Below are 14065 nucleotides of genomic sequence, written 5' to 3' on the forward strand. Positions count from 1 at the left end.
CGGGGGGGGTCTTCGGGCGGGGGGGGGGGGGGGCCGGGGGGGCCCGGGGTTGTGACGCTATGCGACCGCGGGGGGGGTGCGCGTCCCGCTCAGGGGCGGTTTTGGGGCGTAGCTCTCCAGGGGGAGGCGGGGGTGGGGGCGGGGTTTTCGGGGTGGTGGGGGTCCGGGGGGTCTTTGATATGCGAGGGCCGGTTCAACTACTCTTCGTGCACGCTCGATTGCTTACGTATGTTCCGTAGAGGCGGTCCCCATGGCTCGAAACCCTGCACGTGACTCGGCGCGGCACGCGGCGTCGAAGACTTCCCCCGCGTCCCGGGCGCTGCTGCGCGCGGGGCTCGGTGTCTCCGTCGCGGGGGCGGCGCTGGGGCTCGGGGGCGGAGTCGCCAGTGCGGCGCCCGCGGTGGCGCCCGCCGCGGGGCTGGCCACGCCCGTGGGGGACGTCGACCCCGACACGGCCGGGAACGCGCTCGCCGACGGGCTGCATCGGGCCACCGCCGGAGGGCTCGGGGCCGCGAAGAATCTGCGGCTCAATCCGCTGGCCGGGACGGGGGTCGATCCGCTCGACAACGCGGTGGGGACTCAGGTGGCCGACTTCAAGCCGGTGTCCACGGCCATGGCCACGGGCCCGTTGACCCAGGGCGGGTCGCTGGCGGAGATGCCGGTGGTGGGGACGGTCGTCGGGGTGCTGCCCGGGTAGGGTCCCGCCGCGCACGGCCCGGAGCGTCCTCGGCTTCGTGGGGCGTGCGCGTGCCCGGAAACGCCCTCAGCCCGCCCTGGACGGCGGGCGGGCTGAGGGCTGCATGGGTCGGGCCGGTGCGTCGGGCTCAGTACGCCGAGCCCGAGGCGCCGAGGGAGCCTGTGGGGTGCCAGACCGTCTTGGTCTCCAGGAAGTGGGTCAGGCGGTGGGTGCCGGGGGCGGCGGTGAAGTCCGCGTCGGTTTCCACAGCCTGTGGACGCAGTACGCGCTTCAGGTTGTCCGCCGCCGCGATCTCCAGGTCCTTCGCCAGGTCGGCGTCCGCGCCGGCCAGGTCCAGGCCGTTCACGTCCTGGTGGGCGGCCAGCGGGAGGGCGAGTTCCCTGGTGTTGCCGCTCAGTACGTTGACGACGCCGCCCGGCAGGTCCGACGTGGCCAGGACCTCGCCCAGGGAGAGGGCGGGCAGCGGGGACTTCTCGGAGGCGATGACGACCACCGTGTTGCCCGCGGCGATCGCGGGGGCCACCACCGACACCAGGCCCAGGAACGAGGACTCCTGGGGCGCGACGACGGTGACGACGCCGGTCGGCTCGGGCGTGGAGAGGTTGAAGAACGGGCCCGCGACCGGGTTCGCCCCGCCCACGACCTGCGCGACCTTGTCCGTCCAGCCCGCGTACCAGACCCAGCGGTCGATCGTCGCGTCCACGACGGCGGCCGCCTTGGACTTCGACAGGCCCTCCGCGTCGGCGACCTCGCGCACGAACTGCTCGCGGCGGCCCTCCAGCATCTCGGCCACGCGGTAGAGGATCTGGCCGCGCAGGTACGCCGTCGCGCTCGACCAGCCGCCGAACGCCTTGCGCGCGGCCACGACCGCGTCACGGGCGTCCTTGCGGGACGACTGTGGGGCGTTGGCCAGCCAGTTGCCCTTGGAGTCGGTCACTTCGTACACCCGGCCGCTCTCGGAACGGGGGAACTTGCCCCCGACGTACAGCTTGTAGGTCTTGAAGACGCTGAGACGTGCATCAGACATCGAGGTAGGCCTCCAGACCGTGGCGACCGCCCTCGCGGCCGAAGCCCGACTCCTTGTAGCCGCCGAAGGGCGAGGTCGGGTCGAACTTGTTGAACGTGTTGGCCCAGACGACCCCGGCGCGGAGCCTGTTCGCGACCGCGAGGATCCGCGAGCCCTTCTCCGTCCAGATGCCCGCCGACAGGCCGTACTGCGTGTTGTTGGCCTTGGCCACGGCCTCTTCCGGGGTGCGGAAGCTGAGGACGGACAGGACCGGGCCGAAGATCTCGTCGCGGGCCACGGTGTGTGCCTGGGTGACGTTCGTGAAGAGCGTCGGGGCGAACCAGTAGCCCGACGTGGGAAGTTCGCAGGGCGCGCTCCAGCGCTCGGCGCCCTCCGCCTCGCCCGTCTCGGCGAGCGCCGTGATGCGGGCCAGCTGCTCGGCGGAGTTGATCGCGCCGATGTCGGTGTTCTTGTCCAGCGGGTCGCCGAGGCGGAGCGTGGACAGGCGGCGCTTGAGGGAGTCCAGGAGCTCGTCCTGGATCGACTCCTGTACGAGGAGGCGGCTGCCCGCGCAGCAGACCTGGCCCTGGTTGAAGAAGATGCCCGTGATGATGCCCTCGACGGCCTGGTCGATCGGCGCGTCGTCGAAGACGATGTTCGCGCCCTTGCCGCCCAGCTCCAGGGTGAGCTTCTTGTCCGTGCCCGCGACCGTCCGCGCGATCTGCTTGCCGACGGCCGTGGAGCCGGTGAAGGCCACCTTGTTCACGTCCGGGTGCGCGGTCAGGGCCGCGCCCGCGTCGCCGTACCCGGGAAGGATGTTGACGACGCCCTTGGGCAGGCCCGCCTGGCGGCAGATGTCCGCGAAGAACAGCGCCGAGAGGGGGGTCGTCTCGGCGGGCTTGAGGACCACCGTGTTGCCCGTCGCGAGCGCCGGGGCGATCTTCCACGCCAGCATCAGGAGCGGGAAGTTCCAGGGGATGACCTGGCCCGCGACGCCGAGCGGGCGCGGGTTCGCGCCGTAGCCGGCGTGGTCGAGCTTGTCGGCCCAGCCCGCGTAGTAGAAGAAGTGCGCGGCTACGAGGGGGAGGTCGGCGTCCCTCGTCTCCTTGATCGGCTTGCCGTTGTCCAGGGTCTCCAGGACGGCCAGCTCGCGGCTGCGCTCCTGGATGATGCGGGCGATGCGGAAGAGGTACTTCGCACGCTCGGCGCCCGGCAGCGCGGACCACTTCTCGAAGGCCTTGCGGGCCGCCTTCACGGCGCGGTCCACATCGGCGTCGCCCGCCTGCGCGACCTCGGAGAGGACCTCCTCGGTCGACGGGGACACGGACTTGAAGACCTTGCCGTCGGCCGCCTCCGTGAACTCGCCGTCGATGAACAGGCCGTAGGAGGGCGCGATGTCGACGACCGAGCGGGACTCGGGCGCCGGTGCGTACTCGAATGCGGATGCTGCGTTTGCGCTGTTCTCGCTCTTCATGGGGTCTCAGTCCACCGTCACGTAGTCAGGGCCGGAGTAGCGTCCGGTGGCCAGCTTCTGGCGCTGCATCAACAGGTCGTTGAGCAGGCTGGACGCGCCGAAGCGGAACCAGTGGTTGTCCAGCCAGTCCGCGCCCGCGGTCTCGTTGACCAGGACCAGGAACTTGATCGCGTCCTTGGACGTCCGGATGCCGCCGGCGGGCTTCACGCCCACCTGGACGCCGGTCTGCGCGCGGAAGTCGCGGACGGCCTCCAGCATCAGGAGGGTGTTCGCGGGGGTCGCGTTCACCCCGACCTTGCCGGTCGACGTCTTGATGAAGTCCGCGCCCGCGAGCATGCCGATCCAGCTCGCGCGCCGGATGTTGTCGTACGTCGAGAGTTCGCCGGTCTCGAAGATCACCTTCAGGCGGGCCTGCCCGGAGGCCTCCTTCACGGCGACGATCTCCTCGTACACCTTCATGAAGTCGCCGGAGAGGAACGCGCCCCGGTCGATGACCATGTCGATCTCGTCGGCACCCGCGGCCACCGCGTCGCGGACGTCCGCCAGCTTCACGTCCAGGGCCGCGCGGCCCGCCGGGAACGCCGTCGCCACCGAGGCGACCTTCACGTCCGTGCCCGCGACGGCCTGCTTCGCCGTGGCGACCATGTCCGGGTACACGCAGACGGCGGCCGTGCGCGGCGTCGTGCGGTCCGTCGGGTCCGGGTGGACGGCCTTCGCGCCGAGCGCGCGGACCTTGCCCGCGGTGTCGGCGCCCTCCAGGGTCGTCAGGTCGATCATGGAGATGGCCAGGTCGATCGCGTACGCCTTGGCCGAGGTCTTGATCGAACGCGTCCCGAGCGCGGCGGCGCGGGCCTCCAGGCCGACCGCGTCCACGCCCGGCAGGCCGTGCAGGAAGCGGCGGAGTGTCGATGCCGACGTGGTGACGTCAGCGAAGGGTGGCGGCGGCCCTGCGGGCGCGGCTGTCCTTGGGGGTGATGGCGTCGTCGGCATAGTCACGAGGGGAGCATATCTACGCGCGTAGCGGCCTGTACAGGGGGCGAGGTCCGTGGGTGCCCTCGCGGGGCGCCCCAGTCCCGCCCCTTCTCCGAAACCGGGGCTGCGCCCCTGGACCCCGCTTGTCGGCGCTCCGCGCCTCGTCCTCAAACGCCGGACGGGCTGGAAAGGGGTGGGGGTCCCGGGCGGGTGGGGCAGGCCTCCGCCGTATCGGCGCTTCGCGCCTTGTCCTCAAGCGCCGGACGGGCTGGATTTGCCCGTCCGGCGCTTGAAGGTCACCTTGATTCGCTCGTGGACGTCACTTCAAGCCGTTGTCCAGTGCCGTCATGAGGGTGCCTGTGGGGGTGTCGCCGGACATTTCCCAGATCATGCCGCCCAGGAGGCCCTTCGATCTGATCCACGCGGTCTTCTTGCCGATGGACCAGGGGTCGTCGAAGCTCCACCACTGGCCGTTGTTGCCGGTGTAGCCGTAGGTGGATATGGACTGTTCGTCGTGGTGGACGGTGAGGTTGGGGACCGTGGTGAGGAGGTTGTGGTAGCCCTTGGTGCCTGCCTCCTCGGGGAACTGGCCGGGGGCCGCGCCGTTCGCCGACTGCCATTCGCCCTTCACGCCGCCGTCGGCCACTTCCTTCCAGCCGCGGCCGTAGAACGGGAAGCCGATGGTGAGCTTGCGCGGGTTGACCCCGGCGTCCAGGTAGGTCTGGACGGCTTTCTCGATGCTGAAGTCGAAGGGGTAGGGGTCCTGGGCGTCGCGGTGCAGGTTGGCCTGGTGGCCGGTGCGCTTGGGCTCCCAGGAGTTGTCGCTGCCGGCGCCGTGGAAGTCGTAGCCCTGGACGTTGGCGAAGTCCAGGTACTCGAAGATCTTCTTGATGTCCCAGCCCGCCTCGATCTTCGCCGGGTCGGCCGGGGTGAACGCGGTCAGGAGCTTGTGGCTGCCGCCGGTGGCGTCGAGCTGCTTGCGGAACTCGGCGAGCAGCGCGGTGAGGTTGTCCTTGTCGGCGGGGCCCCAGTGGTTGCCCGGGTGGCCCTCCGAGCCCGGCCACTCCCAGTCGATGTCGATGCCGTCGAAGACGCCCGCGCCGGTGCCGGGGCCGCCCGCGCCGTTGTAGACGGGCAGGTCGCCCTTGATCCAGGTGTCCACGCAGGACTTGACGAACTTCGCGCGGGAGGCCGGGGTCGCCGCCGCGTCCGCGAAGAACTTCGAGAACGTCCAGCCGCCCAGCGACACCACGACCTTCAGGTGCGGGTGCTTGGCCTTGAGCTTCTTCAGCTGGTTGAAGTTGCCGCGCAGCTTGCCCCAGCCGTCGTCCGCGACCCCGTCCACCGACTGCGCGGCGGAGAAGGCGCGGCCGTAGTCCGCCTCGGCGTCGCCCGCGCCCGTGCCCTCGTCCGGGTCCTGCGGATTGCCGGAGACGCCCTTCACCACGCCGGCCAGGCAGGTGTGGTTGACCGGGTCGACGTTCTCGAAGGCGTAGTTGATGACGTCGAGCTTCGCCGCCGCCCCGGACGTGTCCAGGTTCTTCACGAAGTGCTGGCGGCCGTAGATGCCCCACTGCGCGAAGTAGCCGACCTTGAGGTGGTTGCCGGGGCCCGCCGCGTCGTCCGTGGTGACGCTCACGGCATTCGACGCGGGCGAGGCGTTGTCGGCCGTGTCACGCGCCTTCACCGTGAACGTGTAGGCGGTCGCGGGGGTCAGGCCCTCGACGGTCGCGGTGGTCGCCGAGGCCGGGACCGTCTTCGCCAGCGTGCTGCCGCGGTAGATGTCGTACGCGGCCACGGCCACGTTGTCCGTCGACTTCTCCCAGGCCAGGGCCGCCGAGACCTGTGTCTTGCCGGTGGCGCGCAGTTTGCCCGGCGCGGTCGGCGGGGTCGGGTCGGTCGCCGGGTCGACGGTCGTCGCGGTGACCGCGGGGCTCTCGGGGCTGGTGTTGTCGCGCCGGTCCTTGGCGCGGACGGTGAAGCTGTAGCGCGTGGCCGGGGTCAGGTCGGTGACCGTCGCGCTGTTCGTCGCCGAGGTCGCCACCACGGTGGTCCCGCTCAGGACCTCGTACTTCGTGACCGGGTAGTCGCCCGCCCCGGCCGGAGGCCAGGTCAGGGAGATCGTGCGGGACGTGGCGGTGGTGACCGTCGGGGCGCCGGGGGCCGTCGGGGGCTTGTCCGGCGTGCCGTCGCACTTGTCGCCGTTGATCGTGCAGCCCGTCGGCGTCCCGACCGGGCCCCGTCCCGTGAACGTGTAGCTGTACGGCTCGGTCGAGCCGCCCGCCGGGACCCGGCCGTTGTAGTACGCGTTCTTCACGGTGACGTGGCTGCCCGAGACGGTCGCCTCGCCGTGGGTGTGGCCGCTGACGGTGACGCCCGGCGGCAGGTCGAACTCCAGCGTCCAGGCCGTCGACGGGGCGGTGCCGCTGTTGCGGACGACGTACTTGCCCTGCCAGGACGAGCCGCTGCCCTCCGTCGTGAAGGTCGCGGTGAGCGTGCCAGCCGCGTGCGCGGGGGTCGCCGTCAGGGCGGTGAGCAGGGACAGGGGGAGCAGCAGGGCGACGAGCAGGGCGGCGGTGCGGCCGCGCGTGGCCTCGGTCGCTCTTTGTAAGACTCCTGTCGTTCTCCTGGATCCTCTTTCCGTGGGGGTCATGGCTCTCCTCGGGGGTGTTCGGGGTGTGGCGTGCGGGTGGCTCCTCGGGGGGTTCGGGTGGCGCCGGTGCGTTGGGGCTCCGCCGGTTCGGCGGCGGATCTGCGGTGCCTTGCCGCCGGATTGTCGGCGTACATGACAACCCTCGACCGTACTAGGTCTGGACCAATCCCCATACCCCCGCCGCGCGCGGCCGACGGCATCGCGTCAGGCAGAATCAGGCCCATGACGAGCGACCCGCAGCCCACTCCGGCGGAGCAGGACCCGGCGACCCCGGCGAGCCCGGCCGAACCGGAAGCGAAGGCCGCCCCGGCGGGGTCGGCTGCCCCGGAGGCGGACGCCGCCCCGGAGGCGTCGGCCGCCCCGGAGGCGTCGGCCGCCCCGGGCAAGCCGACTGAACCGGAGACGTCGGCCACCCCGGAGAAGGCCGCTTCCTCGGGCGGGTCGGCCACCTCGGAGGGGCCCGCTGCCCCGGAGGAGCCCGCCGCCCGGGCCAAGTCGGCCCCGGCGGTGGAGCCCGCGGCTTCGGAGGGGCCCGCCACCCCGGAAAAGCCCGCTGCCCCGGGCAAGTCGGCCCCTGCGGAGGAGCCCGCCGCCCCGGCGAACGTGGCCGCTCCGGCGGGCGCCGCCCGGGCGAACGCGGCAGCCCGCCCGAAGCCGGTCGCCGCCGGCACCCCGGCCGCCACGGCCGACCGGCCCGGCCAGGCCGACCAGACCGACCCGGCCTACAAGGACCGCGTCTACCGGTCCCACGGAGCCATCGCCGGAGGCGTCCTGCTGCTCGCGATCGGCACCTGGCTCGGTGTCGACGCGCTGGTCCGGGGCGAGGGACGCACCCCGTGGATCGCCCTCGCCGGGCTCCTCTTCGCGGTGCCCCTCGTCATCGCCTACACCCTGCGGCCCGCCGTCTACGCCAACGAGGACCGGCTGCGCATCCGCAATCCGTTCCGCACCATCACGCTGCCCTGGGGCGCGATCTCCGGGCTGCGCTCCGGATACTCGAACGAGGTCTTCACCCAGGACGGCACCAAGTTCCAGCTGTGGGCCATCCCCGTCTCGCTGCGCGGTCGCAAGAAGGCCGCACGGCGGCACGCCCAGCAGGTCGCCGCGGACGACCCGGTCGCGAGCCGGGTCCGGCCCGGCGCCCGGGGCACGGCACAGCCCCACGCCCGCGACTCCGGCGACCAGTCCATGGACGACCTGCGGGAGATCGCCGAGCGGCGCGAGGGCGCCGAGTCCGCGCAGGGCGAGCCGGTCGCGCACTGGGCGTACGAGATCCTGGCGCCGAGCGCCGCCGGAGCGGTGCTGCTCGCGGTGCTGCTCGCCGTGGGCTGACGGGTCCTGGCGGTGCTGCTCACCGTGGGCTGACCGGTGCTCGTGGTGCCGCTCGCCCTGGGCCGATCGGTCCTCGTGATGCCGCTCGCCCTGGACTGACGGTCCGAGGGCCTCGGACCGTCAGTTCCCGCGCCCCAGCCGGAACCCCGTCCAGCGCACCCCGTCCGCCGATATCCGGAACCCGCTCCCGCCGAAGCTGTCCCGCCGCAGCCAGCCCACCGGTGTGCGGACCACCGAGCCCGACGGCGCCCTTGCCGTGGTCCGGACGAACGTCCGTGCGCCGTCCGTGCTGCGCCACCCGCCGTCCTCGCCGTGCACCGTCAGGCTGGAATCGTCGGCCACCAGCAGATCCCCCATGAGCGTGCGGGGCTCGACGCCCTTCCGGTGCCGCCAGATCCGCGTCCACGTCAGGCCCTCGTCCTTGCTGACGTGGATCGTGACCAGGCCGTTCTTCGCGGGCGGTGACACCGGTCCGTGCTGGGTGGCATACAGCCCGCCCCGGCCCGCGACCACCCGGAACACCGCGTCCTCGGCGCCGACACCCGGCAGGCGCGGGCGCTGCCACGTGCGGCCCCGGTCCGTGCTCCTGGCCAGCGCGGGCAGGCCAGTGCGCGGATCCGTGCCGGAGACGAACAGGCCCGCCCCGCGCAGGTCACCGGCCTGCCGCAACGGGCTCCGCAGCGGCGGCTGGTGGGCCAGGACGTGATGCCCGCCCGTCCTCGGCGACACGGCGAGCAGCCGCTCCCGCACACAGTCGTTCGGGTCGGACCTGTCGCGCTCCAGGCACTCCGGGACGAGGACACCGCCCCGCGCCACGGCCGCCGCCACACCCGCCGCCTCCGTCGTCCCGCGCCGCCACGTCCGGCCGCCGTCGCCCGTGAACCACGTGCGCCCCGGAGTGTCCGCCCGCTCCGAGCCCTCGACTATCAGCGCCCGCCCTGGCCCGAGCACCGTCACGTCCGCCGAGACGCCCCGGTCACCCGTCACATCCCGCAGCGGCGAACCACGCAGGCGCCATGCCTTCGCACCCCCGTCGAGCACCGCCACGCGCTGGCGGCACCGCCGCTCCGAGCACTCGGCGAGCAGCGCGAAGCCGGAGCCGTCCGCCGCGAAACCGATGCCGAACGGCGAGCCGGGCAGGTCCGGCGCCGACGGGATCCGGGGCGGCGGGATCCGTGGCGGCGGGATCCGGGACGGCGGGATCCACGGCGCCTGGGCCGGGCCCTCCGCCACCCTCTCCGCGCCCCGGCCGCCGCCGGACCCCGCGCCCCCGCCGGACCCCGAGCCCCCACCACCCCCGCCGCCCTCCCCGCCCCCACACGCCACCAGCACCCAGACCCCCACCAGGGCCACCACTCCCCGAAGCCCACGCCCCTTCATGCGACGCCCCCCACTCCACGACGAATCAGCAACTACCCCTGATACACCGCCCACCGCCCCGAGGTTCCCAACCCAGGCCCCTCAATTTGCCGCACCGATTCCCGCACCGATTCCCCGCGCCGATCCCCACACCAACCCCCTCGACCACCCGCACCTCACGCCCCGCAGACCCCCCCAGATCACGGCGGCCCCAACCACACCAACAACATGTGCCCGCCGAACGCCGCCGACGTCAGCGCCGCCGTCGAGAGCACCGCGAGCGTCACCCGCTTCCGCGCCCGGGCGAGCGCGAGGGCCACCGGCAGGAGCAGCGGGAAGCCGGGCAGCAGGAAGCGGGCGCGCGGGAAGTAGACGCCGCTGGAGCCGAGCACGATCGCGACCAGCAGGCCTGTGAACACCAGGAGCGGCAGGGGCTGTTCGCGCCCGGCCACCGACAGGACGTACAGCACGAGCGCGCCGAGCAGGACGAGCGTCACCATCACCAGGAACAGCTGCGGGCGCTCCACCAGGAACAGCTGCTTCATCCAGCGCAGGGTGCCGACGCCGCCGTCCCACTCGTTGTGCCACAGCTTCTGCACCGCGAAGTAGCCGTCCCAGCGGCCGAGGCGCGCTCCCACCCAGCCGACGTACGCGAGCCAGCCGAGCGGCGCGAGCAGCGCGCCGGTCAGGGCGCGGGCGTCGAAGCGGCGGCGCAGCGCGAGCAGCGCGGTGACGGACACGGCGGCGGCGACGGCGATGCCGGTGGGGCGTGTGAGGCCCGCGAGGGCGGCGAGGGCGCCCGCCCACACCCAGCGGCCGGTGAGCACCGCGTACAGCGACCAGGCGGCGAGCGCTGTGAACAGCGACTCCGTGTAGCCCATCCACTGCACGAGCGCGACCGGCAGACAGGCCCACAGGGTCACCAGGAGCACGCCCGCGCGACGCCCGTGCAGCCGGTCGCCGACCTTGAAGATCCCCCACGCCGCGAGGAAGGAGCAGCCGACGGCGAGCGCGAGCCCGACGGCGCCGCGCGGGGCCGGGAGCAGCGCGTCGCCCGCCCGGATCAGGAGCGGGAACAGCGGGAAGAACGCCAGGTTGTTGGTGTCGAAAGCGTGCCCGAGCGTGTCCGCGTACCCGTGCGCCGCGATCCTCAAGTACCAGTCGCAGTCCCAGGACTCGGCGAGCAGATGCCACAGCTCACGGTGTTCGCGGCGGGCCCAGACGGCGAGGACGAGCAGGCCGAGGACGCGGACGGCGGCGTACGCGAGGAGCGCGGGCGCCGCGTACCGCAGCGCGCGGGCCGCACGCCGGTGCGCGGCGGCGCGCGGGGCCGTGGCGCGGGGGCGGCGGGAGGCGGGGACGCGGGACGGCGCGGCGGTCGAGAGGTCGGAAGGGGGTCCGTACGGCACTGCGGCTCCCGGTACGAGAAGGTGCGCTACCGGTCGACCCTTCCCGAGGGACCGGTGGCGCACCGGGGAGCCGCGTCAGGCGCCGTACGGGAACCACCCCTTCGGGTGGCAGGCCGTGCGCCCACCCGCACGGCCGTACGCGACCGCCGCCGCGCAGGGGATCCCCTCAGATCCCCGCGGCCTCCGCCAGATCCCGCTTCAGCGCCGCGAGCAGCTCCGCCGCCTTCGCGTGGGCCGCGGGCAACGCGGCGCGGTCCGCCACCGGCACCACGACCTCCAGGTAGCACTTGAGCTTCGGCTCGGTGCCGCTGGGGCGCACGATGACGCGGGCGCCGTCGAGGGTGTACCGGAGGCCGTCCGTGGGCGGCAGCGTCTCCGTGCCCTTGGTCAGGTCCTCCGCGCGGGTCACCGCGAGCCCGGCGAGGCGCTCCGGCTGCTGCTCGCGCAGGCGGCGCATCGCGGCCGCGATCAGCGACAGGTCCTCCACCCGCACCGACAGCTGGTCGGTGGCGTGCAGGCCGTGCTCCACCGCCAGGTCGTCGAGCAGGTCCAGGAGGGTGCGCCCCTCCTCCTTCAGGCCGGAGGCCAGCTCCGTGACGAGCAGCGCCGCCGTGATGCCGTCCTTGTCGCGTACGCCCTCGGGGTCGACGCAGTAGCCGAGCGCCTCCTCGTAGCCGTACCGCAGGCCGTCGACGCGGGCGATCCACTTGAAGCCCGTCAGCGTCTCCTCGTAGCCGAGGCCCGCCTTCTCGGCGATGCGGCCGAGCAGCGACGACGACACGATCGACTCTGCGAAGGTGCGCGGCCCGTCCGCGGCGACACCCCTGCGGACCAGGTGCGCGGCGAGCAGCGCGCCGACCTCGTCGCCGCGCAGCATCCGCCAGTCGCCGTCGCCCACCGGGACGGCCACCGCGCAGCGGTCCGCGTCCGGGTCGTTGGCGATCACCAGGTCGGGGCGGGCCTCGCGGGCCGTGGCGAACGCCAGGTCCATCGCGCCCGGCTCCTCCGGGTTCGGGAAGGCGACCGTCGGGAAGTCCGGGTCGGGCTCCGCCTGCTCCGCGACGAGCACCGGCGCGGGGAAACCGGCCCGCGCGAACGCCGCGAGGAGCGTGTCCTTGCCGACGCCGTGCATGGCCGTGTAGACGGTCGTGGCGGTCCGCGGGGAGCCCTGGGCCAGGACCGCGTCCGTACGCGCCAGATAGGCCTCCAGGACGTCCTCGCCGAGGGTCTGCCAGCCGCCCTCCGGACGCGGTACGTCGTGCAGGCTGCGCACGGCCGCGATCTCGGCGGCGATCTCGCCGTCGGCGGGCGGCACGATCTGCGAGCCGTCGCCCAGATAGACCTTGTAGCCGTTGTCGCGCGGCGGGTTGTGGCTGGCGGTGACCTCCACGCCCGCGACCGCGCCCAGGTGCCGTATGGCGAAGGCGAGGACCGGGGTCGGCAGGGGGCGCGGCAGGACGGCGGCGCGCAGGCCCGCGCCGGTCATCACGGCGGCCGTGTCCCTGGCGAAGTCCGCCGACTTGTAGCGCGCGTCGTAGCCGATCACCACGAGGCCGTCGGTGTGGCCCTTGCCCTTCAGGTACGCGGCCAGGCCCGCCGCCGCGCGGATGACCACGGAACGGTTCATCCGCAGAGGGCCCGCGCCCAGCTCGCCGCGCAGCCCCGCGGTGCCGAACTGCAGCGTGCCCGCGAACCGCGCGGCCAGCTCGTCCAGGACGGCCGGGCTGCCCGGCGCCGCGTCGACGAGCTTCGCCAGCTCCTCGCGGGTCTCCGGGTCCGGGTCCTCGGCCAGCCAGGCCTGGGCGCGGGCGATGAGTTCTCCGTGGTCCTGCACGTCTGGTCGGCCTCTCCGTGACGGGGGTCTTGCTCTTCCGGCTTTCCCGCCCGGCGCGCGTCGGTACCCGCCGCGCGGCCGGACGGGGGCAGGTGGATCGGGTGGATCAGGTGGGTCGGGTGGGGCGCGTGGGTCAGATGCGGCCCAGGACCTGCCCGAGCAGCTCGCCCATCCGCGTGGCGGAGTCGCGGCCCGCCTGCAGGACCTCTTCGTGGTTCAGCGGCTCGCCCGTCATGCCTGCGGCGAGGTTCGTCACCAGGGAGATGCCGAGCACCTCGGCGCCCGCCTCACGCGCGGCGATGGCCTCGAGGACCGTCGACATGCCGACCAGGTCCGCGCCGATCGTGCGGGCCATGCGGATCTCGGCCGGGGTCTCGTAGTGCGGGCCGGGGAACTGGGCGTACACGCCCTCTTCCAGGCTCGGGTCGATCTCCTTGCACAGCGCGCGCAGGCGCGGCGAGTACAGGTCGGTCAGGTCCACGAAGTTCGCGCCGACGATCGGGGACGTCGCCGTCAGGTTCAGGTGGTCGCTGATCAGGACGGGCTGGCCCGGGCGCATGCCCTCGCGGAGGCCGCCGCAGCCGTTCGTCAGCACGATCGTCTTGCAGCCGGCCGCCACGGCGGTGCGTACGCCGTGCGCGACGGCGGCGACGCCTCGGCCCTCGTAGTAGTGCGTGCGGCCCAGGAAGACCAGGGCGCGCTTCTCACCGATCTTGAAGGAGCGGATCCGGCCGCCGTGGCCCGCGACGGCCGGCGGCGGGAAGCCCGGCAGCTCGGTGACCGGGAACTCGGCCTCGGGGGCGCCGAGCGCCTCCACGGCCGGGGCCCAGCCGGAGCCCATCACGAGGGCTACGTCGTGGGTCTCGGCGCCTGTCAGCTCGCGCAGGCGGGCGGCGGCGGCGTCGGCGGCGGCGTAGGGGTCGCCCTGGATGTCGTCCGGAATAACTGAAGCGTTCACGCCGACGAGGGTAGCCGGTTACGCCCTACGCGCGTAGATGACGATGCCCACGGGATCCGGATCGTTGCCTTGTCGTTTCCGACAAAGGGGGGGCGGGGCGCTGTCCTTCGCAGGGCGCCCCAGTCCCACCCCTTCCCGAAACCGGGGCGCTGCGCCCCCTGGACCCCAGCCTCGCGCCGACGTCCCGTGCGGGTGGGACAGCCTCCGCCGATCGGCCTGCGGCCTCGTCCTCAAACGCCGGACGGGCTGAAATTACGCCGGGCAGGCGGTGCGGCCCGCCCTGGCCGAAGCAATGGCGGGGGCGGGCGGGTGGGAGAAAGCCTGTCGTGGGGGTCCCCCCTGCTCCTTAAGAGCTTGGGGGAGTTTGAGGA

The 14065-nt window shown here is 73.2% G+C and carries 10 protein-coding genes; 2 read left to right on the forward strand and 8 right to left on the reverse strand.

The features are described 5' to 3' along the window. Window positions 1-250 precede the first annotated feature (250 nt). Window positions 251-697: a hypothetical protein gene (locus OO63_RS40270; RefSeq protein WP_030363575.1), complete on the forward strand. Its 447-nt coding sequence runs from the start codon at window positions 251-253 to the stop codon at window positions 695-697. 127 nt (window positions 698-824) lie between these two features. Here OO63_RS40270 and OO63_RS40275 read toward each other — a convergent pair whose 3' ends face one another. The 4 genes from OO63_RS40275 to OO63_RS40290 form a co-directional block, all read right to left on the reverse strand. Further along, window positions 825-1724, reverse strand: coding sequence for an aldehyde dehydrogenase family protein (locus tag OO63_RS40275; protein WP_030363576.1), 900 nt, complete (start codon window positions 1722-1724; stop codon window positions 825-827). Continuing rightward, entirely contained in the window at window positions 1717-3177 is a 1461-nt protein-coding gene (locus OO63_RS40280) for an aldehyde dehydrogenase family protein (protein ID WP_030363577.1), read from the reverse strand. The genes OO63_RS40275 and OO63_RS40280 overlap by 8 nt, the downstream gene beginning before the upstream one ends. A gap of 6 nt (window positions 3178-3183) precedes the next feature. Further along, window positions 3184-4167, reverse strand: a complete 984-nt coding sequence (gene deoC / locus OO63_RS40285) for a deoxyribose-phosphate aldolase (protein ID WP_030363578.1) — start codon at window positions 4165-4167, stop codon at window positions 3184-3186. Window positions 4168-4468: 301 nt separating this feature from the next. After that, a complete protein-coding gene (locus OO63_RS40290) occupies window positions 4469-6802 on the reverse strand; it encodes a glycosyl hydrolase family 18 protein (RefSeq protein WP_051811761.1) in 2334 nt (777 codons plus the stop codon). Between the two features lie 756 nt (window positions 6803-7558). Between OO63_RS40290 and OO63_RS40295 the strand changes: the two genes are divergently transcribed. Next, window positions 7559-8134 (forward strand): PH domain-containing protein, encoded by a 576-nt coding sequence (locus OO63_RS40295; RefSeq protein WP_051811765.1) that lies wholly within the window; start codon window positions 7559-7561, stop codon window positions 8132-8134. A 120-nt stretch (window positions 8135-8254) separates the two neighbouring features. On the opposite strand, the gene OO63_RS46225 is transcribed toward OO63_RS40295, so the two are convergent. The 4 genes from OO63_RS46225 to OO63_RS40315 form a co-directional block, all read right to left on the reverse strand. Beyond that, complete coding sequence (locus tag OO63_RS46225; protein ID WP_169786668.1) at window positions 8255-9514, reverse strand: beta propeller repeat protein; 1260 nt, start codon at window positions 9512-9514, stop codon at window positions 8255-8257. Between the two features lie 179 nt (window positions 9515-9693). Further along, the gene (locus tag OO63_RS40305) at window positions 9694-10902 is read right to left on the reverse strand and encodes a glycosyltransferase family protein (RefSeq protein WP_030363582.1); all 1209 of its coding nucleotides are present in this window, start codon (window positions 10900-10902) and stop codon (window positions 9694-9696) included. Between the two features lie 166 nt (window positions 10903-11068). Beyond that, entirely contained in the window at window positions 11069-12736 is a 1668-nt protein-coding gene (locus OO63_RS40310; protein WP_030363583.1) for a phospho-sugar mutase, read from the reverse strand. Between the two features lie 133 nt (window positions 12737-12869). Beyond that, a complete protein-coding gene (locus OO63_RS40315; RefSeq protein ID WP_030363584.1) occupies window positions 12870-13694 on the reverse strand; it encodes a purine-nucleoside phosphorylase in 825 nt (274 codons plus the stop codon). Between the last annotated feature and the right edge of the window lie 371 nt (window positions 13695-14065).

Source organism: Streptomyces alboflavus, from assembly GCF_000716675.1.
GTDB classification, from domain to species: domain Bacteria; phylum Actinomycetota; class Actinomycetes; order Streptomycetales; family Streptomycetaceae; genus Streptomyces; species Streptomyces alboflavus.